This is a genomic window from Ideonella sp. WA131b (assembly GCA_023657425.1).
Taxonomy (GTDB): Bacteria; Pseudomonadota; Gammaproteobacteria; order Burkholderiales; family Burkholderiaceae_C; genus Rubrivivax.
In genome coordinates this window covers 2129313-2153723 of record JAGTJW010000001.1, presented here as the reverse complement: position 1 = coordinate 2153723, position 24411 = coordinate 2129313, and the positions used below count along the sequence as shown (strand labels likewise).

At 71.4% G+C, this 24411-nt stretch carries 16 protein-coding genes; 9 read left to right on the top strand and 7 right to left on the bottom strand.

Going from position 1 to position 24411, the window contains the following annotated elements:
* Window positions 1-14 precede the first annotated feature (14 nt).
* From KA711_09895 to KA711_09875, 5 genes are all read right to left on the bottom strand, one after another.
* Entirely contained in the window at window positions 15-2660 is a 2646-nt protein-coding gene (locus KA711_09895) for a circularly permuted type 2 ATP-grasp protein (GenBank protein ID MCM0609291.1), read from the bottom strand.
* Window positions 2661-2675: 15 nt separating this feature from the next.
* The gene (locus tag KA711_09890; protein ID MCM0609290.1) at window positions 2676-6248 is read right to left on the bottom strand and encodes a transglutaminase family protein; all 3573 of its coding nucleotides are present in this window, start codon (window positions 6246-6248) and stop codon (window positions 2676-2678) included.
* Entirely contained in the window at window positions 6227-8449 is a 2223-nt protein-coding gene (locus tag KA711_09885) for a prolyl oligopeptidase family serine peptidase (GenBank protein MCM0609289.1), read from the bottom strand. Before KA711_09885 ends, KA711_09890 begins: the two co-directional genes overlap by 22 nt.
* 125 nt (window positions 8450-8574) lie before the next feature.
* Window positions 8575-11646 carry a TonB-dependent receptor gene (locus KA711_09880; protein ID MCM0609288.1) on the bottom strand — a complete coding sequence of 1024 codons (3072 nt, stop codon included), beginning with the start codon at window positions 11644-11646 and terminating at the stop codon, window positions 8575-8577.
* Window positions 11647-12044: 398 nt separating this feature from the next.
* Window positions 12045-12689: a TetR/AcrR family transcriptional regulator gene (locus KA711_09875; GenBank protein MCM0609287.1), complete on the bottom strand. Its 645-nt coding sequence runs from the start codon at window positions 12687-12689 to the stop codon at window positions 12045-12047.
* A gap of 150 nt (window positions 12690-12839) precedes the next feature.
* Here KA711_09875 and KA711_09870 point away from each other — a divergent pair, with 150 nt between their 5' ends.
* From KA711_09870 to KA711_09855, 4 genes are read left to right on the top strand one after another with little or no spacing between them, the layout of a single operon-like run.
* Complete coding sequence (locus KA711_09870) at window positions 12840-14642, top strand: feruloyl-CoA synthase (GenBank protein ID MCM0609286.1); 1803 nt, start codon at window positions 12840-12842, stop codon at window positions 14640-14642.
* 12 nt (window positions 14643-14654) lie between these two features.
* A complete protein-coding gene (locus tag KA711_09865) occupies window positions 14655-15482 on the top strand; it encodes a crotonase/enoyl-CoA hydratase family protein (GenBank protein MCM0609285.1) in 828 nt (275 codons plus the stop codon).
* Window positions 15479-15925, top strand: coding sequence for an acyl-CoA thioesterase (locus KA711_09860; GenBank protein MCM0609284.1), 447 nt, complete (start codon window positions 15479-15481; stop codon window positions 15923-15925). Before KA711_09865 ends, KA711_09860 begins: the two co-directional genes overlap by 4 nt.
* Window positions 15926-15965: 40 nt before the next feature.
* Window positions 15966-16964 carry a twin-arginine translocation pathway signal protein gene (locus KA711_09855; GenBank protein ID MCM0609283.1) on the top strand — a complete coding sequence of 333 codons (999 nt, stop codon included), beginning with the start codon at window positions 15966-15968 and terminating at the stop codon, window positions 16962-16964.
* 124 nt (window positions 16965-17088) lie between these two features.
* Here KA711_09855 and KA711_09850 read toward each other — a convergent pair whose 3' ends face one another.
* Complete coding sequence (locus KA711_09850; GenBank protein MCM0609282.1) at window positions 17089-17862, bottom strand: 3-hydroxybutyrate dehydrogenase; 774 nt, start codon at window positions 17860-17862, stop codon at window positions 17089-17091.
* 162 nt (window positions 17863-18024) lie between these two features.
* Between KA711_09850 and KA711_09845 the strand changes: the two genes are divergently transcribed.
* Genes KA711_09845 through KA711_09835 form a run of 3 tightly spaced genes read left to right on the top strand, consistent with a single transcriptional unit; the run spans window position 18025 to window position 20632 of the window.
* Entirely contained in the window at window positions 18025-18531 is a 507-nt protein-coding gene (locus KA711_09845) for a Spy/CpxP family protein refolding chaperone (GenBank protein ID MCM0609281.1), read from the top strand.
* A 23-nt stretch (window positions 18532-18554) separates the two neighbouring features.
* Window positions 18555-19292 (top strand): response regulator transcription factor, encoded by a 738-nt coding sequence (locus KA711_09840; GenBank protein MCM0609280.1) that lies wholly within the window; start codon window positions 18555-18557, stop codon window positions 19290-19292.
* The gene (locus tag KA711_09835) at window positions 19292-20632 is read left to right on the top strand and encodes a HAMP domain-containing histidine kinase (protein ID MCM0609279.1); all 1341 of its coding nucleotides are present in this window, start codon (window positions 19292-19294) and stop codon (window positions 20630-20632) included. The genes KA711_09840 and KA711_09835 overlap by 1 nt, the downstream gene beginning before the upstream one ends.
* Window positions 20633-20816: 184 nt before the next feature.
* On the opposite strand, the gene KA711_09830 is transcribed toward KA711_09835, so the two are convergent.
* Window positions 20817-21683, bottom strand: coding sequence for a helix-turn-helix domain-containing protein (locus KA711_09830; protein ID MCM0609278.1), 867 nt, complete (start codon window positions 21681-21683; stop codon window positions 20817-20819).
* Window positions 21684-21770: 87 nt separating this feature from the next.
* Here KA711_09830 and KA711_09825 point away from each other — a divergent pair, with 87 nt between their 5' ends.
* Both KA711_09825 and KA711_09820 read left to right on the top strand, forming a co-directional pair.
* Window positions 21771-23507 carry a DUF3459 domain-containing protein gene (locus KA711_09825; GenBank protein MCM0609277.1) on the top strand — a complete coding sequence of 579 codons (1737 nt, stop codon included), beginning with the start codon at window positions 21771-21773 and terminating at the stop codon, window positions 23505-23507.
* 43 nt (window positions 23508-23550) lie between these two features.
* Window positions 23551-24372 (top strand): phytanoyl-CoA dioxygenase family protein, encoded by an 822-nt coding sequence (locus KA711_09820; GenBank protein ID MCM0609276.1) that lies wholly within the window; start codon window positions 23551-23553, stop codon window positions 24370-24372.
* The last annotated feature ends 39 nt before the right edge of the window (window positions 24373-24411 follow it).

The following is a 24411-nucleotide window of genomic DNA, read 5'->3' as shown; positions in this document are numbered from 1 at the left end:
CATGGTGCGCTCCCTCAGCCGATGCGCTGGTCGCTGCCGTGGGCCAGCGTGAAGTAGCGCTCGGCGATGCGGTCGGCCAACGTGTGGCCAGCCTGCAGCAGATCGGCCGACAACATGCGCAGCGCTGCGGCCGTGGCGGCCACGGGCTCGTCTTCGAGTCCGCGCAGCCTTGCCCAGGACAGTCCCGCGCCCTCGGCCGGCAGCAGCGCCAGCAGCGGCCCGTGCGACTCCGGCGGTCCCGGCAGCTTGCCGAGCTCGGTGCGCAGTCGGCGCAGCACGCCGGCAAAGGCGCGCGGGTTCGTGCTGTCCAGCACCAGCACCTCGGTCAGCGCGAGCAGGTCTTCATGGCGCTGGTAGCGCGCGCGGAAGGTGATGACGCTGTCGAACTGCTCCAGCAGCATCTCGACGCCGGCCACGTGGCCCAAGGCGCCCAGGGGCGGCCCGGCGTCGGCCGGCCCGAGAAAGGCCAGCAGCCGCAGCGCCAGCCCCTGCAGCCGCTCCAGCAGCCGGCCGACGGTGAGCAGCCGCCAGCCGTGGTCGCGTGTCATGCGGTCGGTCTGCGCGCCGGTGGCCGCGGCCAGTTGCAGGGCCAGCCGGTCCAGCGCCGGCAACACCTGCGCGGGCGGCGGCAGCTCGCCGTGCAGCGTCTCCAGCGCGCTGCAGAAACCCTCGCTCATCTGCCGCACCAGGCTCCACTGCTCGGGAGCCAGCCGCTCGCGCAGCGCCAGGGCCGTGCGCTCCAGCGCCTGCAGGTTGTAGGCGACGCTGGTGATGCCGCGTGCGTCGCCAAGCGCCGCCAGCACCGCGCGCTCGAAGTGAAGCGGGCTCTGCGACAGCGTGGGCACGCCGGGCGGTGCCAGGCCCGTGCTCACCGCAAGCTGCGACAGCGCGCTGCGCAGCGGGGCGTCCATCTCGGCGTCGGCGTCGATGCGCATCAGCGTGCTGCGGGCGAGCCGCACCAGCTGCTCGGTGCGCTCGGTGTAGCGCCCGAGCCAGAACAGGTTTTCGCCGGTGCGGCTGCTCACCGGGCGCTGGTGGGCGGCAAGGTCATCGACGCGCAGGCGCTGCGGCAGCATGCTGAAGGCGTCCACCGGCCCCTCGGTCATGACCCAGGTGTCGAGGCTGGTGCCACCGCGCTGCATGCTGATGCTGGCGTCTTCGCGGCGGGCCACGCGTGTCATGCCGCCGGGCAGCACATGCCAGCGCGGCCGGCCCTCGCGGCCGTCGGCGATGGCGTACACACGCACCATGGCCGGGCGCGGCGTGACCACGCCGTCGCCCCAGATGGGCGCCCGCGAGAAGCGCAGGCGGCCCTGGACCGTCCAGGCGTCGGGGTCTTCGTGCACGGGAACGGCGCTGCGCTCAACGTCCGGGGGGTAGGCCAACCCCAGGTTGTAGGCTTGTGAGGTCCGCCCGCCGCGCGGGAAGGTGCTGCGCACCACCTTGTCGGCCAGCGTGTCGCGCACGTCGGTCCAGGCCGCGGCCTCGCCGCACCACCAGGTCGGCAGGCTCGGCAGGGCCAGCGGCTCGCCGAGCAAGCGCTCGGCGATGCCGGGCAGGAAGCCCTGGATGGCCGGCGTCTCCAGGAAGGCGCTGCCCAGCGCGTTGGCCATCACCACGGTGCCGGCCCGAGCGGCCTGCAGCAGGCCGGGCACGCCCAGGGCGCTGTCGGGGCGCAGCTCCAGTGGATCGCACCAGTCGTCGTCCAGCCGGCGCATCACGCCGTGCACGGGCTCCAGTCCGTCCACCGTCTTGAGGTAAAGGCGCCCGCCGCGCACCGTCAGGTCGCCACCCTCCACCAGCGGCAGGCCCAGATAGCGCGCGAGGTAGGCGTGCTCGAAATAGGTCTCGCTGTAGGGCCCGGGCGTCAGCAGCACCACGCGCGGGCTGGCGTGCCCGGCCACCTGCTGCGCGCGCTGCTCCAGGGCGTCGAGCAGCAGCCGGTAGCTGCTGGCGATGCGCTGCACGCGCAACTGTGCGAAGGCCTCCGGGAACTGCAGCGAGATGACGAGCCGGTTGTGCAGCACGTAACCCAGGCCCGACGGACCCTGCGTGCGCTGCGCCACCAGCCACCAGCGCCCGTCGGGGCCGCGGGCCAGGTCGAAGGCGGCGATGAACAGGCGCTGCCCGCCGGCCGGCGGCACGCCGATCATCGGCCGCAGCCAGCCCGGATGGCGCAGCAGCAGCGCCGGTGGCAGCAGGCCTTCGTGCAGCAGCGTCTGCGGGCCGTAGAGATCCGCCAGCATGCGTTCCAGCAGTTCCGCGCGCTGCACCACGCCGGCCTCGATGGCGGCCCAGTCGGCCGCTTCGATGATCAACGGCAGCAGTTGCAGCGACCACGGCCGCGCCGAGACACCACCCGTCGTGGCGCCCGGCCCCGCATCGGCGAACACGTTGTGCGTGACGCCGTCGAGCTGGATGCGCTGCTCCACCTGCGCCACACGGCGGTCCAGATCCTCGGCCGTCGAAAGGCCGCCGGCAGGCGCCGGCACCGCGGCCACGAAACGCTGCCAGGCCGGGCGCAGCGTGCCGCCGCCGCGCAGCTCGTCCCACACGCCGGGCTCCGGCGGCAGCGCGTGCGCGGAGAAGGCGTGCGCCGCCGCACCCGCAGCCGGGGCACCGCCGTCGAAGGGCAGCGACTCCTGGCCGGGCGTGGGCATGGCCGACATCGACGATCAGGCGGCGCGGAGATCCAGCGTGAACGGCAGCTCCAGGCTCGGGGCGGCACGCTGCACGCTCATCGGGCCCGGCGTGTGGCCCATGCGGAAGAAGCGCGCCAGGCGCCGGCTCTCGGCCTCGTAGGCGTTGACCGGGAACGCATCGTGGTTGCGGCCGCCCGGGTGCGCCACGTGGTAGCGGCAGCCACCGAGACTGCGGCCCACCCAGGTGTCGACGATGTCGAAGGTGAGCGGCGCGTGCACGCCGATGGTGGGGTGCAGCGCCGACGGCGGGTTCCAGGCGCGGTAGCGCACGCCGCAGACGGCCTCGCCGACGCGGCCGGTGGGCTGCAGCGGCAGCGCACGGCCGTTGACGGTGACGACATGCCGGTTGCCGTTCAGGCCCGTGGCCTTCACCTCCAGCCGCTCCAGCGACGAGTCGACGTAGCGCACCGTGCCACCCGGTGCGCCCTCCTCGCCCATCACGTGCCAGGGCTCGAGCGCATGGCGCAGCGTCAGCTCGATGCCCGCCACCTGCACATCGCCGATGAGCGGGAACCGGAAGCCCAGGTGCGGCGCGAACCACGCCGCGTCGAAGGCGAAGCCGGCGGCCTGCAGGTCGGCGATCACATCCTCGAAGTCCTGCTGCACGAAAGTGGGCAGCATGAAGCGGTCGTGCAGGCCGGTGCCCCAGCGCGTCAGGCGCGTGGCGCCGCGGCCACGGTAGGGCTCTTGCCAGAACCAGGCCACCAGGGTGCGCATCAGCAGCTGCTGCGCCAGGCTCATGCGCGCGTGCGGCGGCATCTCGAAGGCGCGCAGCTCCAGCAGGCCCAGCCGCCCCGCTGGGCCGTCGGGCGAGTAGAGCTTGTCGATGCTGAACTCGGTGCGGTGGGTGTTGCCCGTGGCATCGACCATCAGGTTGCGCAGCGTGCGGTCGATGAGCCACGGCGGAACCTGGCCGTGCAGCCCCACCTGGCGCTCGATCTCGGCCAGCGCGATCTCGACCTCGTAGACCTGATCCCCGCGCGCCTCGTCGAACCGCGGGTGCTGGCTCGTGGGGCCGATGAACAGGCCGCTGAACAGGTAGCTCAGGCTCGGGTGGTTCTGCCAATAGGTGATGAGGCTGGTGAGCAGCTCGGGCCTGCGCAGAAAGGGGCTGTCGGCCGGCGTGGCGCCGCCCAGCACGAAGTGGTTCCCGCCGCCGGTGCCGGTGTGGCGGCCATCGAGCATGAACTTCTCGGCGCTCAAGCGGCTGTGGTGCGCGGCCTCGTAGAGGAACTCGGTGTGGTCGACCAGCTCGGCCCAGTCGTGCGCGGGGTGGATGTTGACCTCGATGACGCCGGGGTCGGGCGTGACCTGCAGCAGCTTCAGGCGCGGGTCGCGCGGCGGCGGGTAGCCCTCGAGCACGATCTTCACGCCGCGCTCGGCGGCCGTGGCCTCGATGGCGGCGAGCAGCTCGAGATAGTCCTCCAGAAAGCGCAGCGGCGGCATGAAGACGCAGAGCACGCCGCGCTTGCCGCCTTGCTGCTTTTCGGCCCAGCGTTCGGCCTTCGGGCCGTTGCCGCGCTGCGGGTCGCGCACCTCCACGCACAGCGCCGTGCGCGTGACCTCGCCGGCCGAGACGAAGCGCGGCGGCACGGTGGCCGCATCGCGTGGGAAGGCGTGCTCGGGCGTGTGCTCGGTGGCCCCGCCGCGGCTGCCCGCGCCTGGCACAAACGCCATGCGGTCGACACCTGCCGCACCGGCTAAGGCCGCGGTGCCGTCCGCGTGGAAGCCGTCGTGGTCCAGCCCGCCATCGGCGCCCGCGGCAGCCGCCAGCGCCGCCGGGCTGCCGGCCATGCCGCCCGCGGCCGCGAACTGCGATCTCACCGCCGCCGCCACCGGCAGAGGGGGCTGCGGCGCGAACGGGTCCTGCGCCAGCGTCCAGGGCTGGTCGCCCTGGGCGGCCCAGGGCAGGCTGTCCAGCGGCAGGCGGTAGCCCATGGGCGAATCACCCGGGATCAGGTACAGGCGCTCGTCGCGCAGGAACCAGGGCCCGGTCACCCACTGCGGGCCGGCCGTGCCCACGCGCCACTCGCGCTTGAGCGGCAGCAGCCAGCCCACGGTGGCGTCCAGCCCCTGCTGGAACACCCGGCGCAGGCGGGCGCGCTCGAGCTCGTCGTCCAGCCGCGCGTCGAACGGGTCCACGTTCACGGGCAGCCGGCGCTCGCGCCAGAGGTAGTACCAGGTGTCCTCGTGGCCGGGCAGCAGGTGCTCGTCGGCCAGGCCCAGCTTCCTGGTGAGCGTGCGGATGAAGGCTTCAGCGTCGGCTGCGGTGTAGCGGTGGGTGTCGCGCTCGTCGGCAAAGAGCGAGGGATCGCCCCAGCAGGGCTGGCCGTCGGCGCGCCAGCAGATGCTGAGCGCCCAGCGCGGCAGCTGCTCGCCTGGGTACCACTTGCCCTGGCCGAAGTGCAGGAAGCCGCCGCGGCCGTAGCGCTCGCGCAGACGGTGCACCAGCTCGGTGGCCAGGCCGCGCTTGGTGGGGCCGAGGGCGTCGGTGTTCCACTCCGCGGCGTCGCGGTCGCCCACGGCCACGAAGGTGGGCTCGCCGCCCATCGTCAGGCGCACGTCGCCGTCCGTCAGGCGCTGGTCGACCTCGTGGCCCAGCGCGACGATCTTCGACCACTGCGCATCGGTGTAGGGCAGCGTCACGCGCGGGCTCTCGTGGATGCGCGTGACCTGCATGTGGTGGCCGAAACTCACCTCGCACTCGTCGACCGCGCCGCTCACGGGCGCAGCGCTGCCGGGCTCGGGCGTGCAGGCCACGGGGATGTGGCCCTCGCCGGCCAGCAGGCCGCTGGTGGGATCGAGGCCGATCCACCCGGCGCCCGGCAGGAACACCTCGCACCAGGCGTGCAGGTCGGTGAAGTCGGTCTCGCTGCCGCTCGGGCCGTCGAGCGCCATCACGTCGGGCTTCAACTGGATCAGGTAACCACTGACGAAACGCGCCGCCAGCCCCAGGTGGCGCAGCGTCTGCACCAGCAGCCAGCCGCTGTCGCGGCAGGAGCCGCTGCCGTTGGTGAGCGTGACCTCCGGCGTCTGCACGCCGGGCTCCATGCGGATGAGGTAGCGGATGTCCTTCTGCAGACGCTGGTTCAGCGCCACGAGGAAGTCGATGGTGCGGATCCGGTCTTTCCCGTGATGGCGCGGGATGCTCTCGACAAAGGCCTTGAAGCGCGGCGTGAGCTCGCCCCGGGCCAGGTAGGGCAGCAGCTCCTGGCGGCTGTCAGCGTCGTACTCGAAGGGGCAGTTCTCGGCGTGCGGCTCCAGGAAGAAGTCGAACGGGTTGAGCACCGACATCTCGGCCACGAGGTCGACCGTGACCTTGAACTCGCGCGTCTTCTCGGGGAACACCAGCCGCGCCAGGTGGTTGGCGAACGGGTCCTGCTGCCAGTTGATGAAGTGCTGGCCGGGCTCCACCCGCAGCGAGTAGCTGAGGATGCGCGTGCGGCAGTGCGGCGCCGGCCGCAGGCGCACGACCTGCGGCGACAGCCCCACGCGCCGGTCGTAGCGGTAGTGGGTGACGTGGTTCAGCGCGACATGGATGGACACGGGCAGCAAGCTCCTGGACAGCCGGCGGGGCGCCAGGATCTGCATGCAATCTCCGGGCCCGCCGCGGCGCGATCATGCCAGCAGCGCCTGGGCCGGCCGCCGCCCACGCTCCCCAGGGTCAGAGCCCCGAGCCGCCGCAGCCCTTGGCCAGGTAGTCGGCGATCAGCCGCAGCTCGCGCGTTTTTTCGCTGCGCCGCCACACCGGGCCGTGGGCGGTGTCCACCTGGACGTGGAACTCCACCGGCTGGCCCGAACTGCGCCCGTTCTTCACGAACTCGTCCGACTGGATCAAGGGCACGATGGTGTCGCGGTCGCCGTGGAACACCATGATCGGGATCTTGATCTTGTCCGCCTGCTTCGCCGGGCTCAGGCCCCGCACCGTGGGCTCCTGGGCCGCGCGGAAGAAGGGGTTCGTGTAGCAAGCGAGTCCCGATTTTCTCGATGTCGGACACGCCCGCCCCGGCGATCGCGCACTTGTACAGGCCGTTGGGCCGCACCGCGGCCGCCATGGCCGCGTAACCGCCGTACGAGTAGCCGAACATCGCCACCCGCGCCGGATCGACGAGCTTCTGCGCGGCCAGCCACTGGGCGCCGTCGTCCTTGTCGTCCTGCATCTTCTGGCCCCACTCGGCGTCACCCGCCTTCCAGAGCGTGCGCCCCCAGCCGTCGGAGCCGCGGAACTGCGGCTGCAGCACCACGTGGCAGCGCGACACCATCAACGGCAGCCAGCCCGAGGCGTCGAAGTCCTGCGTGTCTCGCGCCCAGGGGCCGCCGTGTGGATGGACCACGGCCGAGTAGGGCCCCGGGCCGCAGAGCTGCGGATGGGGCATCGTCAAGTAGGCGGGAATCTGCATCCCGTCACGCGCCGCGTAGTACACCAGCCGCGTGCTGCCCAGGGCCCGGCGGTCCAGTTCCGGGTAGGCCCGCGCCAGCAGCGTGAGCCGCTGGCCCCGCAGCATGTAGAACTCGGGGGGGTAGTTGGCGCCCGAAACCCGGAACACATGGGTCGCCGGCTGGTCCTTCGGGGCGTGCTGCGAGAGGATGGTGATGTTCACGCCATCCCGCATCCGGGCGGTGGCACGGGCCCCGGTGGCCGGGTCCACCAGCGTCTGCTCGGCCTCCTTGATGCCCAGCGCCTGCGCCAGGCCCTGGATCAGGGACTCGAACTGCGGGTTGACCCAGTGCACGTCGTTGCCAAAGGGCCCCTCGTACGTGAAGCCATCGTAGGGCGCCTCATCGTCGGCCTTGTCCCCTTCTAGGCGCAGCGGGCGCAAGGCCTCGAAGAAACGGTGATCAAACAGCGGCTCGGAGAGCTGGCGCCTGGCCACGTCATACTCGTAGAGCGCCGCCCGCTCGCGCCCACGGTTGCTGCGCACGATCATGGTGCCCGGCTTCGTGCCAGGGCCCAGCACCGTGGTGACATCCCGGTCCTTCACCAGGGTTCGGAAATGCTCCTCCCAGGTACCGGTCTCGAGGTTGCGGATGTCGGTGGCGACGAAGATGTCCGAGCCCTGGAATCCAATGCGCCGTTTGGCGCGGGGGCGGCCCTGAGAGTCGACGACGACCTCGTCGTCGTTCTCCGACAGCCGCATCAGCCGCGTCGCCACGCCCGTGCGCACGTTGTAGCGGAACAGGTCGCGCGCGCCGATGGCGGCCCCTTCCAAAATGATGTGGTCGGGGTCCTTCAGCATGCGGCTGCGCACAACGGGCGCCGTGATCTCGCGCGCCTGCTGATCGCTCTCGGAGCGGTTGATGCCGGCCGACTCCAACGGCTCTTTCCAGGTCTTGCCCTCCAGGTCCGTGATCAGCAGCTTGCCGACAAAAGTCTTGGTGAGCACGCCGCCGAATCGGATGTCCACCGGCTGCGACATGCGCACGGCCAGCATGTCGTTCTTGACGAAGCTGACGCCCTGGATCTGCATGTTGCTGGCGCCGATCACCGTAGGCCGGCTCGCCGTGTCGGCGGTTTTCCAGACCAGCACGCTGCGGGTGTCGCCCTGGCTTTCGATGGCCGCCAGGTGCTGGCCGTCGGGCGACAGCGTAAAGCCCGTCATGCGGGGGAACTGCGCCAGCTGCTCGATCGTGGGCACGCGCACGGGCTGGGCATTCGCAGCCGGCGCCTGGGCCTTGGCCGCCGGGCTCAGCAGCGCGGCCGTGATCAGCGGCAAGGCCAGGGCGGTGGCGGTCGAGGAGAACTTCATGATGAGAACTTGCCTGAGAGAAGAGCCCTCGCCGCCGTCCCGCGGCAGAGGTCGGGTGCAACCTGGGTGGCTGCAGGCGCCGTCGCGGAGCGCGGGCCCGAGGGCCGGCGCTCCGCACCTGCGCATCAGAACGATCGCGAGCCGGTCACGAACACACGCCGGCCGATGTAATCGTAGCCGCTGAACAGCGGCGCGTTGCCCACGCGGTTGTAGCCCGCCTGCGCCGAGATCACCGGCGGCTCCTTGTTGGTCAGGTTGCGCACACCCACCGTCAAGCGCCACTTGTCGGCCCGATAGCCCACCGACGCCTGGTGCGTGAGGTAGCTCGGAACCTTCAGCAGGAAGGTGCTGGTGTCAGGATCCTGGCCCAGGTACTCGTACGACGACATCTCGCCGATGTATTCGGTGCCGAAGTAGAAGCGCCAGTCCTTCACCTCGTAGTTGAACTCGAGCGCGCCCGTGCGCGACGGGTTGTTGAGCGAACCGTTGACGTTGTCGAGTTCATCATCGGCAAACAGCTTGCTGGCCTGGAAGGCGTACCTCGTGAGGTTGAGGTTCACGCGCAGACGGCCGATCCAGACGTTGTTGGTGTAGCGCACCGTCAGGTCCAGCCCGCGGACGACGTCCGTGGCCAGGTTGACGTAGCTGTCGTTCACCGTCAGGGCGTTGGAGGACGTGCGGGCGGACACCAGCCGGCAAAGCCCACCACCGGCGCGGAACGCCGGATCGTCGTAGCAGCGGTTGAGGATGGCGACGCCGCCGGCACGGGCCACGCCGTTTTCGACCTTGATGTCGAAACGGTCCAGCGCCACCGAGAGGTCGCCCCAGCCGGTGGGCAGCGCGGGCTGCAGGATGATGCCGAAGGTGTTGTTCTCCGAGGTCTCGGCCTTCAGGCCTGAGGCCCGCCCCCCCGAGCTGACCACCGTGATGCTCTGGTTGTTCGTGAAGCCCGCCGGCAGGTTCTCGGAGGCGCAATTGGCCGCGCGGGGGGTGTCCGCGTTGGTCGGCGAGTCCCAGTTGTTGCAGGGATCGTTCTGTTGCGACACGAAGCCGGTCGTCGCGCCCAGGAACTGCTCGTACAGCGCCGGTGCCCGGTAGGAGGTGCCGCTGGTGGCCCGCAGCGTCAGCCACTTGGCGGGCGACCAGACCAGGCCCGCCTTGTAGGTGGAGCCGGGTCCGTAGGACTTGTAGTCGGCCTTGCGGCTGGAAAGGCTGGCGGTGAGCTGCTCGGCACCGGGCACCTTGGCCAGCAGCGGCACCTCGATCTCGGCGAACACGTCGTTCGCGCTGTCGGTGCCGCGGGTGATCGCCGACGAGGTCAGGCCGTAGAGGTTGCCGTTCTGCGAGTCGAGCGCCGGCGTGTCATCGATCTCGAAGCGCCGGGTCTCGACGCCCACAGCTGCCTTCACGCTGCCGGCCGGCAGCTTGAACAGCGGGCCGGTCATCGAGGCGGAGACCACGCTTTCCTTGTACTTGCTCGTGCCGGTGACGGGCCGGAACACGTAGTTCACCCAATCGGCAGGCAGCTGGCCGCCGATCACGGCGGGCGTGAGCGCAGGGGCCGCCACGCAGCCGACGGCGGTGCTGTCCTTGCACGCAAAGCCGGCTCCCGCCACGACGACGTCTGAACTCTTTGCAAGGCGGTCCGTCAGGAAGGACTGGAAGGTGTACTCACCCTTGCTGTTGTGCTGGGTCGCATAGACGTCGTACTCCCAGCCGGTGGCCCCCAGGTTGCCGCGGACACCGACGACCGCGCGGCCCACGTCCACCGTCTGCGAGGAGGTGTCGTTGCCGAAGCCGACGAAGGCGCGCACGCCGACATTGACGCCGTTGGTGGTGGACTGCGGCGGCAGGAAGTTGCTGAAGGCCAGGTTGGCCGGGATCAGCGGGCTGAAGCGCATGTAGTCGAGCGTCAGCTGGCGGTAGCCCACCTGGCTGGACTCGCGGCGGTTGTACAGCAGCTCGAAGTAGAGCTCGGCGGCACCGGCAGAGGCGAGATCCATGCCGCCCTGGACGAACACATTGTGCGTCTCGACGGGCGAGATCAGCGAGCGCTTCAGCATGCGCGGGTCGAAGGTGTCGCGCACGTTCAGGCTGTTGGCACCACCCCCCACGCCCTCGAAACCCACCAGGCCCGTCGTGACGTTGGCGTTGGGACGCCAGCGGTTGAACGCCGTGCCCACCGAGCCGGGGGCGCCGACACCGGTGAAGTTGCTCGTGCCCAAGGTGTTGATGGTGACGCCGTTCGAGCCCGTGCCGCTGATCGGGTAGCACTTGGGCTTGCCAGTCGCCGGATCGACGAAGTCGAAACTGCCCCAGGCACCGACGACGCCGTTGGCGCTGGTGCGGCGGTAGTCGGTGTTGCACTGCGTCCAGCTGCGGTCGCCCAGGGTGAGGTCCTGACGCTTGAAGTACTCGTACGAGGCGGTGAGGTAGGACCGGTCACCGACATGGCCACCGATCAGCGCGAAGCGCTGCTCCTCGCCGCCACCCTCGGTCGGGGCCGTCACGCGCGCCTCGGCGGTGATGCCCGTGAGGTTGCGCTTGGTGACGATGTTGATCACACCGGCCACGGCATCGGAGCCATAGATCGAGGACGAGCCGTCCTTGAGGATCTCGATGCGGTCGACGATGGTCGAGGGCAGCACGTTCAGGTCGGCGGCGCCCACCGAGCCGCGGGTGCCCGACGGGGCGAGACGGCGGCCGTTCAGGAGGATCAGCGTGCGGGTCGGCGCGAAGCCGCGCAAGCCGATGGTGTTGGCGCCCGGGCCGCCATCGGTGACAAAACCGCCGTAGGCGTTGTTGATCTGGGCCTGCCCGCCCGTGACCTGGTTGCCCTGAAGCACGTCGGTCGTGCTGACGAAGCCGGCGACCACCGAATCCTCGAACCGGATGATCTGCACCGGCGCCGGGGTGTCGAAGTTGTCGCGGCGGATCCGCGAGCCCGAGATCACGAGCGACTGCGTCGCGCCTTGCGCCGCGGGGGCTGCCGGCGCTGCCGGCGCTGCCTGGGTTGCCTGGGTTGCCTGGGTTGCCTGGGTTGCCTGGGTTGCCTGGGCTGCCGGCGCCCCGGGGGCCGTGGCGGCAGGCGGAGCGGCGGGCGCCGTCTGCGCCCAGGCCAACGGCGCCATCAGGACGGCCCACACGGCCACGCAGACGGGGGTCGGACGGATCCCTCGCAGTTGTTGTCTTTGCATGAAATCACTCCAGAAAGTAGGGGCGGGCTCAGGGCGCTGCCCTCACCCAAAGGGAGGATGCAGTGCGCCGATCAAGCCAGGATTGCCACAGTTTATTGACGCTTTGCCTGTTGCGAACGAGGGCTTGCCAAACTCCGCGCCCTAGGGAAATCACCGGTACCCAGCCGCATCCTCAATAGCCAATGGGCTGCATCGGTGCACCGCGATGTCGGCCCGCAGCGAGGGTGCCCTGCTCGTCGCAGACCCGACAGGCCACGACGGCGCGCCGGTGCCCGGGTGCGGATCCAGGGCGAAACAGACACCCCCCGATGGGCGAGAAACGTTGCCTCAAGACAACACGCGACCCGGCGAGCGGGCGCACCCCCGCTTGCCGCTGGGGGCTCGGCCACGAGCAGCGCTCAACGCCGCCCGGCCAGCGGCTGCTGCACCAGCTGCAGCACAAAACGGCGCCGGGCGTCGCGCCGCTCGGCGCCGCCCTGGCCAGGCATCAAGGACTCGGCAACCTCGTAGCCATAGAGCAGGAAGGCACGGTGCTGAGCTTCATCGTGCGCAAAGCCCAGCGCCTGGAACAGCGCCTCGTGGTAGCCCATACGGGCGGCGTCGGCCTCGTCCAGCGCCTGGCGGGCCATCGGGTCGCGCCGCGCCCAGGCCCGGATGGCCAGCTCGATGCGCGCGGCCCGCGCGGCCGCACGGCCCCGGAAGGGCAGCGTGATCACGTCGGACAGCAGTTCGCGCGGATCGCTGCGCGCCACCGCCAGCCGGCGCGTCAGCTGCACGGTGGCCTCTTCGCGCCAGGCCTGCAGCACGCGGCGCAGCAGGTCCTCGCGGTCACGGAAGTGCCAGTAGAAGCTGCCGCGCGTGACGCCCAGCTCACCGGCCAGCACATCGACGCGCACGTGGTCGATGCCGTGGTCCACCAGCACCTCGGTGGCAGCGCGCACCCAGTCCTCGGGCCCCAGCACCGCCTTGGCTGCGCGTGCCGCGGGCTTGCGGCTGCGCGCGGGGCGCGCGGCAGGAAGGGGCCGGACCGGGGGTGTGCTCATGCCGACATGATGCCATCGACAGCCTGGCGACATACATCACTGTATGGACTCCCATCATGGTGTTCCCCAATGTCGGCAACGGGGTCACGCCCTAGCATCGCGCCACAAGCCATACACCACTGTATGGATTCGAGCGAGACTGGAGACCCGATGTCCGCCGCGTTCTTCGACGATCCCGCGCAGCTGGCGCCGCGGCGCACCGAGCGCATCAATCTCGGTGGCGGCGCCTACCTGCTGCGCCACCCCGAGCCGCTGCAGCCCTACGCCCGCTGCGTGGGTGAGTGGATCGAACACTGGGCCCGCACAACGCCCGACGCCGCCGCGCTGGCCGAGCCCGACGGCGCTGGCGGCTGGACGGTGCTGCCCTGGGGCGCGCTGCGCCAGCGCATCGGCGCCGTGGGCCAGGCCCTGCTCGACCTGGCGTTGCCCGAAGGCCCGGTGGTGGTGCTGTCGGACAACGCGCTCGACCACGCCGTGCTGATGCTGGCCGCCATGCACGTGGGCCGGCCCGCCTGCACCGTCTCCAGCGGCTACAGCCGGCTCGCCGGGCCCGACTTCTCGCGCCTGCATGCCATCTTCGAGGCCCTGCAGCCGGCGCTGGTGTACGCCAGCGATGCCGAGGTCTATGCGCCGGCCGTGGCCGGCGCGAAGCTGGGCGTGCCGCTGGTTTTTTCGCAGGGGGCCGGCTCGGTGCCCGGCGCCCTGCCGTTCGCACGGCTGCTGGACACGCCTGAAACGGGCGCCGTCGCCGAGGCCTATGCGCGCGTCACGCCCGACACCCACGCCAAGTACCTGCTGACCAGCGGCTCCACCGGCACGCCCAAGGTCGTGATCAACACCCAGCGCATGCTGTGCGCCAACCAGCAGATGCTGGCGCAGACGCTGCGCTTCCTGGCGCACGAAAAGCCCGTGCTCCTGGACTGGCTGCCCTGGAGCCACACCTTCGGCAGCAACCACAACCTGAACATGGCGCTGCGCCACGGCGGCACGCTGTACATCGACGACGGCCGCCCGCTGCCGGCACTGGTGGCCCGCACGCTGGCCCACCTGAAGACGGTGCAGCCCACCGTGTACTTCAACGTGCCGCGCGGCTACGAGATGATGCTGCCGGCGCTGGAGGCCGACCTCGACCTCGCCCACCGTCTGCTCGGCCGCCTGCGCATGCTGTTCTACGCCGGGGCCGGCATGCCGCCGGCCACCTGGCAGCGCCTGGAGGCCTTGGCAACAAAGGTGCGCGAGCAGCCGCTGTGGATGACCACCAGCTGGGGCAGCACCGAGACGGCCCCGGCCGTGACCTTTGCCAACTGGCGGCTCGACCGCCCTGGCGTCATCGGCCTGCCCATGCCGGGTGCCGAGGTGAAGTTCGTGCCGGCCGGGGGCGGCAAGCTGGAGCTGCGCATCCGCGGCGACAACGTCACGCCCGGCTACCGCCACAACCCCGAGGCCACGGCCGCCGCCTTCGACGAGGACGGCTACTACCGCATCGGTGACGCCGGCCTGCTGCGCGACGAGGCCGACCCCTTGCAGGGCATCGTCTTCGACGGCCGCGTGGCCGAGGACTTCAAGCTCACCAGCGGCACCTGGGTCAGCGTGGGCACGCTGCGTGTCAAGCTCGTCTCGGCGCTGTCGCCCTGGGTGGCCGATGCCGTGATCACCGGGCACGACCGCGGCGAGCTGGGTGCCTTGCTGTTCCTCAGCGAAGCCGGCCGCGCGCTGCCCGAGGCCGAGCGTGCCAAGCGGCTGCACGAGGGCCTGGTTCGGCTGGCCGCCGAGGGCGGCGGCTCGTCGCAGGTGCCCACTCGCCTGCGCTGGCTGGACGGCCTGCCCGATGCCGCCAGCGGCGAGATCACCGACAAGGGCTACCTCAACCAGCGCATCGCGCTCACACGCCGCGCCGCCGAAGTGGCCGCGCTGCACGCAGACACCCCGGACGCCCGCACGGTGCGCCGCTGACCTCTCCCCTGTATGACAACTCCCCTCCCCTCCTTCGATCCCGTGCCCGCCACGGGCGTGTTCGCCGCGCTCGACCTGCTCGTGCTGCAGCGCGCCGGCCCCGTGTTCCACCTGCGCCTGAACCGCCCGGCCAAGCGCAACAGCATCTCCGACGGGCTCCTGGCGCAGATCCACACCGTCATCGTCAACCTGCCCAAGGACGTGCGCGCGCTCGTGCTCAGCGGCGAGGGCGAGCACTTCTGCGCCGGGCTGGATCTGTCGGAGGTGAGCGAGCGCACCGTGGCCGAGGGCATGCAGCACTCGCGCGCCTGGCATGCCTGCTTCGACGCCCTGCAGTACGGGCCGGTGCCGGTGATCGCCGTGCTGCACGGCGCCGTGGTGGGCGGCGGCCTGGAACTGGCGGCCTCGGCCCACCTGCGCGTGGCCGAGGACGGCACCTTCTACGCCCTGCCCGAGGGCACGCGCGGCATCTTCGTGGGCGGCGGCGGCTCGGTGCGCATCCCGCGCCTCCTGGGCAGCTCGCGCATGACGGACATGATGCTCACCGGCCGCAGCTTCGATGCCGACGAAGGCCAGGCCTTCGGCCTGAGCAACTACCGCGTCGGCAACGGCCAGGGCCTGGCCCAGGCGATGGGGCTGGGCCTGAAGATCGCGCAGAACGCGCCGCTGTCCAACTACGCCATCACGCAGGCGCTGCCACGCATCGCCGACCTGCCGGCCGCCGATGGCTTGTTCGTCGAGAGCCTGATGTCCAGCATCGCGCAGGGCGACGAGGCGGCCAAGGAGCGCGTGCGCGCTTTCCTGGAAAAGCGCGCCGCCAAGGTGAGCCGGCCGTCATGAACGAAGGCGCCGACGCCACCGGCACGCCGCGCGTGTACGTGCACCGCGTGCAGGTGCACTTCGGCGACTGCGACCCGGCGGGCATCGTCTTCTTCCCGAACTTCGCGCGCTGGATGGACCAGGCCTCGCTGGCCTACTTCATGGCCATGGGGCTGCCGCCGTGGCGCGAGCTCACGGCCACCCGCGGCATCGTCGGCACGCCGGTGCTGGAGACGCACACGCGCTTCATCAACCCGGCCACTTACGGCGAGACGCTGGAGGTGCACACCAGCGTCACGGCCTGGGAGCGCAAGGTCTTCCGCCATCGCCACCAGGTGATGCGCGGCGACTTGCTGCTCTGCGAAGGCACCGAGGTGCGCGCCTTCGTCGTGCACCACCCCGACGACCCGTCGCGCCTGAAGGCCATCCCGCCGCCCGAGGACATCGTGGCGATGTGCCGCTGAATCCCTGTTCCCCCACGCCCACGACCCCAGGAGACACACGATGAGCCTCACCCGTCGACAGACCCTCGCCCTCGGCGCGCTGGCGGCCACCGGAGTGGCCGGCCGCGCCACCGCGCAGGCCCCGGGACTGCCGTTCGATCAGCCGAAGTTCCTGTACGGCTTTCCGGCCGGCAGTGCCGGCGACATCGTCTGCCGCCGCATCGCCGAGCGTGTGGCCGGCACGCCGTATGCCAAGAACGCCGCCATCGTGGAGAACAAGCCCGGTGCCGGCGGCCGCATCGCGCTGGACACGCTGAAGGCCTCGCCCAGCGACGGCTCGGTGCTGTGCATGGGCCCGTACAGCACGGTGTCGATCTACCCGCACGTGTACCGCAAACTCAGCTACGACCCGACGGTGGACTTCCAGCCGGTGTCCACCACGGCCATCATCCACCACGGCTTCGCGGTGGGCCCTGTGGTGCCCGACAGCGTGAAGGACGTGCGCGGCTTCATCGCCTGGGCCAAGGCCAACCCCGACAAGGCCAACTACGGCAGCCCCGCCGCCGGCAGCACGCCGCACTTCCTGGGCGCGCTGCTCGGGCTGAGCCAGAACTTCGAGTTCAAGCACATCCCCTACCGCGGCAGCGTGCCGGGCATCACCGACGTGGTGGGCGGCCAGATCGCCTGCATGTTCACGCCCGGCGGCGACTTCCTGGCCAACCACCGCGCCGGCAAGCTGCGCATCCTGGCCTTCTCGGGCCGCACGCGCCTGCCCTTCGCACCCGAGGTGCCCACCTTCGCCGAGCAGGGCTTCGGCGAGCTCACCACCGAGGAGTGGTTCGGCTTCCACGCTCCGGCGCGCACGCCGATGGCCGTGGTGCAGGCCGCCAACCAGGCCATCAACGCGGCGCTGCGCGACAAGGCGGTGATCGACGGCATCGGCGTCGTGGGCCTCATCGCCCAGGGCAGCACCATCGACGAGATGGCGCGCAGCCAGCGCGCCGAGCTCGAGCGCTGGGGGCCGCTGGTCAAGCGCATCGGGTTCACCGCAGAGAGTTGACCCCCCCCCGCAGCGCCTTCGGCGCGCCCCCCCAGGGGGGCGCCGCCTGCGGCCGGGCGGAGCCCGATCCGTGGCGGCCGCTTGATGGGGCGGCGGGGCCTGGCGGCCTGCCGCTTTCTGGAGGCTATTGGGCGGTCCAGCCGCCGTCCACCGCCCAGGCCACGCCGCGCACGTTGGCGGCGGCCTCGGTGCACAGGAACACCGCCAGCTCGCCCAGCTGCTCGGGCGTGGTGAACTGCAGCGAGGGCTGCTTCTCGCCCAGCAGCGCCACGCGCGCGGCGTCGAGGCTGATGCCCTCGCGCTCGGCGCGCGCATCGATCTGCTTCTGCACCAGCGGCGTCAGCACCCAGCCCGGGCAGATGGCGTTGACCGTCACGCCGGTGGTGGCGAGCTCCAGCGCGCTGGCCTTGGTGAGGCCGACGATGCCGTGCTTGGCGGCCACGTAGGCGCTCTTGGCGGCGCTGGCCACCAGGCCGTGCGCGCTGGCGATGTTGATGATGCGGCCCCAGTTGCGCGCGCGCATGCCCGGGATGGCCAGGCGGCTGGTGTGGAAGGCGCTCGAGAGGTTGATGGCAAGGATCGCGTCCCAGCGTTCAACCGGAAAGTCCTCCACCTTGGCCACATGCTGGATGCCGGCGTTGTTGACCAGGATGTCGACGCCACCCGCAGCTTGCGCTGCGTGGGCCATCATCGCCTCGATCTCGGCCGGCCGGCTCATGTCGGCGCCGTGGTAGTGCACAGGCACGCCCAGCGCCGCCACGCGGGCCGTGGCGCCGTCAACGTCGCCGAAGCCGTTGAGCACCAGGGTCGCGCCCTGGCGCGCCAGGGCGAGCGCGATGCCCAGGCCGATGCCGCTGGTGCTGCCGGTGACGAGGGCGGTCTTGCCGGTGAGGTTCATGCGGGGGATCTCCGTGTCCAAAAAGGGGCTGGCGCGATTGTTCCACCGGCCACCGGACACCCGCCCTGACAAGAAACGATACGCAGCGATACCGCGCCGACAGGACGCCGCGCGCCCTGCCGCCGACCATGGGCACACCTTACACCCACCCCGGAGTTCCCCATGAAGACCTGGATCAAGCGCAGCCTCATCGGCGTGGCCGTTGCCGCCACCCTGCTCGGCGGATTCGCCGCCTACGCCCACCGCGAGCAGGGCCGCCACTTCGGCGCGATGGCCAGCTGGAAGGCTGTCTCGGCCGCCGAGGCCGCGCCGCTGCAGGGCCGGCTGATCGAGCGCGCGGCCCGCAAGCTCGAGCTCGATGCAGCGCAGAAGGCCAAGCTCGCGACGCTGACCGAGCGCCTGCGCGAGACGCGCAACGCCCTGGTGGCCAGCAGTGCCGACCCGCGCGGGGAGTTCAGGGCCGCCATCGCCGGGACCAGCTTCGACCGCGGCCGCGTCAACACGCTGGTGCAGGCGCAGCTGGCGACGGCCGGCGCGCAGAGCCCGGCGCTCATCAACGCCGCGGCCGACTTCTACGACAGCCTGCGCCCGGCGCAACAGGCCGAGTTGCGCGAGATGCTGGACCGGCGCGACGAGGGCGGCGAGCACGGTCGCCACAGCGGCGGCTGAACGCCGGGCCGTAGCATCGCGCCATGACGCCCCCGCCCGCGACCCGCCGGCTGCTGCTCGTCGACGACGACGGGGCGCTGGGCGCGCCGCTGGCGGCGTTCTTCCGCCGCCACGGCATCGAGCTGCAGCAGGCCACGCGCCCCAGCGACGCGCTGGCCCTGCTGCGCACCGGCGGCGCGGACCGCTTCGACGCCGCGCTGCTGGACGTGATGCTGCCCGAGATGGACGGCTTCGAGCTGTGCCGGGTGCTGCGGCGCGAGCCGCCGCCGCTGGGCGCGTTGCCTATCGTGATGCTCACCGCGCGCGGCGACGTGATGGACCGCGTGGTCGGCCTGGAGCTCGGTGCCGACGACTACCTGCCCAAGCCCTTCGAACCGCGCGAGCTGCTGGCGCGGCTGCAGACGGTGTGGCGGCGAAGCGCCGCAAGCGCCTCCACCGCCGCGGCGACGCCCGGCGCACCCGCGCCCCTGTGCTTCGAGCGGCTCGTCATCGACCCCGCCCGCCGCAGCGTGCAGCTCGACGGCCAGGCGGTCGAGCTCACCGGCACCGAGTTCGAGCTGCTGCTGATGCTGGCCGCCGTGCCCGGCCGCGTGTTCAGCCGCGACGACATCCTCAGCCGCCTGCGCGGCCACGCCGCCGAGGACATCCAGAGTCGCGCCGTCGACCTGCTGGTGAGCCGGCTGCGCAAGAAGCTGGAGCCGCTGGACCTGATCCACACGCTGCGCAACGCCGGCTACCTGTTTGCGGGCGTGCGGGTCTGATGGCCGCCTTGGCTGCGCTGCGCCAGGCCGCGCACCGCTTCCGCCACAGCCTGAAGCTGCGGCTGCTGGCCCTGTTCCTGCTGCTGGCGCTGGTGCTGGGCGTGCTGCTGATCGGCACCTTGCAGCGCGCGCTGCAGGGCAGTTGGCAGAGCTACGCCCAGCCGTTGGTGGCCGACTACGTGGACCACTTGGCCGCGGAGATCGGCACGCCGCCCGACCTGGCCCGCGCCCGGGCCATCGCCACGCGGCTGCCGGTGCGCGTGCGCATCGAGGGCCCGGCCTTGCGCTTCGACAGCCACCCCGAACAGGGCCTCGACCACGACCCCCGCGACGACGACGCCGACGAGCGCCACGGCCGGGGCCGCTGGGGCCTCACGCGCACGCTGGCCGACGGCCATGTGCTGCGCTTCAGCCTCCTGGCCCCGCCCGACGAACAGCGGCCGCGCCGCCTGGGCTGGATCGCGCTGGGCGCGCTGGTCTTCATCACCGCGCTGGCTTTCATGGCGATGCGCCGCTTGCTGCGGCCGCTGGACGCCATCGGGGCGGGCGTGGCGGCCTACACCGCAGGCCGGTTCGACCGGCCCATCGCCGCCTTCGCGCCTTATGCCCGCAACGGCCGGCTGCGCGACGACGAGCTCGGCGCCTTGGCCACCCGCATCGATGGCATGGCCGCAAGCCTGGCCGGCATGCTGGAGGCCAAGCGCACGCTGCTGCTGGCCATCAGCCACGAGCTGCGCAGTCCGCTCACGCGCGCGCGGCTGAACGCCGAGCTGCTCGATGACACCCCCGAGCGCACCGCGCTGCTGGGTGACCTGGCCGAGATGCGCGACCTCGTGGCGACGCTGCTCGAGAGCGAACGCCTGCAGCAGGGCCACGCTGCGCTGCAGGCCGCGCCGCTGGACCTGGCGGCGCTGCTGCGCGAGCTGGCCGCCGAAGGCGGCGCGGCGCTGGACATCGCCATCACACCCGCGGAGGCCGAGGTGGACGAAACACGCGTGCGGCTGATGCTGCGCAACCTGCTGGCCAACGCGCGCCGCCACGCGGCGGGTGCGCTACAGCCGCCGCAGCTCTTTCTGCGCGCCCTGGCCGACGGACGCTGGGCGCTCGGCCTGCGCGACCACGGCCCCGGCGTGGCCTTCGACCAGCTCGCGCGACTGGGCGAGCCCTTCCACCGGCCGGACGCCGCGCGCACGCGCAGCGCCGGTGGCGTGGGCCTGGGCCTGCACCTGTGTCGCCAGGTGGCGCAGGCGCACGGCGGCGAGCTGCGCATCCGCAACGCCGGGCCGGGGCTCGAGGTGGCGATGGTGTGGACGCCGCGTCGGGTGGAGCGCGGGGCATAGGTACTGCTCGGCAGACAGGATCACCGTGTCGATCTGCCCCGCCTTCTCGACGAACACCGGTTCGCGCTTGGCCTGGGCGCAGAGGCTGCCAAACCGGTTCTTGGCCTCGGTGGCGGTGACGCGCATGTTGAGCTCCGGCAGTTGCTGGCTCTTTTAGCCATTGAATCGCAAGCGCTTGGCGGCCTCAAGGCAAGTCCACACGGCCTGCGCGAAAGTCGCGCGGAGCCATCCCGTAGCGCCGCCGGAACTGTTCGCCGAAGTTGGAGAGTGTGGGGAAGCCGCAGGCCTGCGCGATGTGCGCGATCGGTTCGGTGCCCTGAATCAGCCGCAGGGCCGCCCAGCCGCAGCGGGCATCGTTCACGTAGGTGGTGAAGCTCTTGCCCACCTCGCGCCGGAAGAAACGCCCGAAGGCCGCGGGGCTGACATGCGCCACCGCGGCGGCCTCGTCCACAGACAGTTCGTCGGCCAGATGCGACTCGATCCAGTTGAGCACGCGGTCCATGCGCTGCGGGCTCGGGCCGGCCCGCACGGCTGCCCCAGGGGACGGGGGCAGGCTTGTCGACAAGGCCCGCAGATCAGCGGCGCCGGCCAGCAGACAGCCCAGCACCTCGATGAGCACGGCCACGCGGCGCTGGGCCGTCGACCCGGGCAACCGGGCCAGCAGGCCTTGCACCTCGATGCGCGTGGCGCCCAGCACCTCCACGCCGGGTGCGGCCTGCGCCAGCAGCGGGGCCACGGCCTTGAGCTCCGGCAGACCGCAGCGCAACGGCCAGTCGGGCGGGAACTGCAGCACCGTGGCGGCGCACCCTTCAGCCGACCGCACGCCCCGACTGGCCCACAGGTGGGGCGTTTCGCTGCCCACCAGCACCAGGTCGCCATCGAAGAAGGGCTCCACGCTGTCGCCCACCCAGCGCAGACCCTGACCACGCTCGATCCAGGTCAGCTCGAAGTGCCCATGGCGGTGCAGGCCGCCGCTGAACAGGGGCAGCGCCAGGTGCATGCAACGCAGCGATTCCTCGGCGTGGTGTATCGGCTCGCGGGCGATCCTCATGGTTGGGCCAGGGTCTGGAAGAGAACCGGGCTTACCCCGATCCACAGAGTTTGAAAACCGTCATTCAGGGCCCGAGATCAGGCTGAAATGGGCGCCCGTCGCCGCGAGACTACCGGTTTTCATCCGGGATCACCGCCGATGAGCAGCGACTGGTGGCGCGGCGCCACCCTCTACCAGATCTACCCGCGCAGCTACGCCGACGCCAACGGCGACGGCGTGGGCGACCTGGCCGGCGTGACGGCGAGGCTGCCGTACGTGGCGAGCCTGGGCGTCGACGGCATCTGGCTCTCGCCCTTCTTCCCGAGCCCCATGCGCGACTTCGGCTACGACGTGGCCGACCACCTGGGCGTCGACCCGATGTTCGGCACCGGTGCCGACTTCGACGCCCTGCTGGCCGAGGCCCACCGGCTGGGCCTGAAGGTGGTGATCGACCAGGTCTGGAGCCACACCGCCGCCGAGCACCCCTGGTTCCAGGAAAGCCGCGCCAGCCGCGACAACCCCAAGGCCGACTGGTACGTGTGGGCCGATGCCAAAGCCGACGGCAGCCCGCCCAACAACTGGCAAAGCTGGATGGGCGGCCCGGCCTGGCGCTGGGAGCCGCGGCGGCAGCAGTACCACCTGCACAACTTCCTGCCGCAGATGCCCGACCTGAACTTCCACTGCGCGGCGGTGCAGGACGCGGTGCTGGATGTCGCCCGGCACTGGCTGGACCGCGGCGTCGACGGCTTCCGGCTGGACACCGCGAACCTGTACTTCCACAGCCGCGGCCTGCACGACAACCCGCCGATGCCGTACGGCCCCGAAGGCCAGCGCGGCGATGCGCCGGTGCTGATGCAGCAGCACCTGCACAACGCCGACCAGCCCGAGGCACCGGCCTTCTTCGAGCGGCTGCGTGCGTTGATGGACGGCTATGGCGCAGGCGGCGAAAGCCGCATGGCCGTGGCCGAGATCGGCGGCGCCGAGCCCCTGCCCACCATGGTGGCCTACACGCAGGGCGCGCAGCGGCTGCACACCGCCTACTCGTTTGCCTTCCTGGGTGACCGGCCCGATGCCGCGCAGGTGCTGCGCTGCCTGGCGCCCTGGACCGAAGGCGCGGGCCGGCAAGCCTGGCCGAGCTGGGCCTTCTCGAACCACGACGCGCCGCGCGTGGCCTCGCGCTGGGGCCGCGGCGCGGCGGGGGCCTTCGCCTTTGGTGGTGGCGCCGAAGCCGGGCCTGCGGCCACCGGGGCCACGCCCGTCACCTGGCTGGCGCTGCTGCTGGCCTTGCGCGGCACGGTCTTCCTGTACCAGGGCGAAGAGCTGGGCTTGCCGCAGAGCACCCTGGCCTTCGACGACATTCGCGATCCCTACGGCCTGGCGAACTGGCCGCTGAACCCGGGCCGCGATGGCTGCCGCACGCCATTTCCCTGGCAGGCCGAGGCACCCCAGCACGGCTTCAGCAGCGCGGCTCGCACCTGGCTGCCGGTGGACCCGGCCCACGTGCCGCTGGCCGTGGACCGCCAGGAGGCCGACCAGGCGTCGACCCTGCACGCCACGCGGCGCCTGCTGGCCTTGCGGCGCGCCCACCCTGCGATGCGCCTGGGCGAGATCGACGCCCTGGTGACCGACGGCGACGTGCTGGTGCTGCGCCGCCAGCACACCGATGCCCGCGGCACCGACGCGCTGTGGCTGGCCTTCAACCTGGGTGCCAGCTCGGCCATGCTGCCCTTGCCGGCCGCCGTGGCCCCCGGTACCAAGCCGCTGTTCGTGCACGGCGGCGCCGCGCTGCGCGGCGCGCAGCTGCACCTGCCCCCGGGCGCGGTGATGGTCGCGCCGCTGGCCTGAGCCCTTGCCCATTTGCCTCGTCATGACCTCCTCACTCGCCACCATGAATCACACCGCCCTCTGGCCCGATCTCGACAGCCCGTACGCGCTGCAGCCCGCAAAGATCGACAGCTTCCGCCGCGACGGCTGCATCAAGCTCAAGCAGGTGCTCGCGCCCGACACGCTGGCGCACTTCGGGGCCGAGATCACGCGGCTGACCATCGACCTCAACACCGAGAGCCGCCCGCTGGCCGAGCGCAGCACCTACGACCGGGCCTTCCTGCAGGTGATGAACCTGTGGGAGAAGAGCGCGCTGGTGGCCCGCTTCGTGATGGGCCAGCGGCTGGCGCGCATCGCGGCCGATCTGCTGGCGGTGCGCGGCGTGCGCCTGTACCACGACCAGAGCCTGTACAAAGAGCCCGGCGGCGGCATCACGCCCGCGCATGCCGACCAGTACTACTGGCCGCTGGCCAGCGACCGCACCATCACCGCCTGGATCCCCCTGCAGGCGGTGCCCACCGAGATGGGCCCGCTGGGCTTCTACGCCGGCAGCCAGGGCGTGGCCTTCGGGCGCGACCTGGGCATCAGCGACGAGAGCGAGGCCAGAATCAGCGAGAACATGGCCCGCCACGGCTTCCCCTTCGAGGTGGGGCCCTTCGACCTGGGCGAGGTGAGCTTCCACCTGGGCTGGACCTTCCACAAGGCCGGGCCGAACGTCAGCGACCGGCCGCGTTCGGTGATGACGGTCATCTACATGGACGCCGACATGCGCCTCGTGCCCGCGCTCAACGCCATCCAGGCCAACGACCGCGACCAGTGGTGCCCCGGGGCGCGCGAGGGCGAGGTCATCGCCACGCGCAAGAACCCGGTGATCTGGTCGCGCTGAGCAGCCAGCCTGTGGCCACGTTTGCATGGGTGGGTGCCG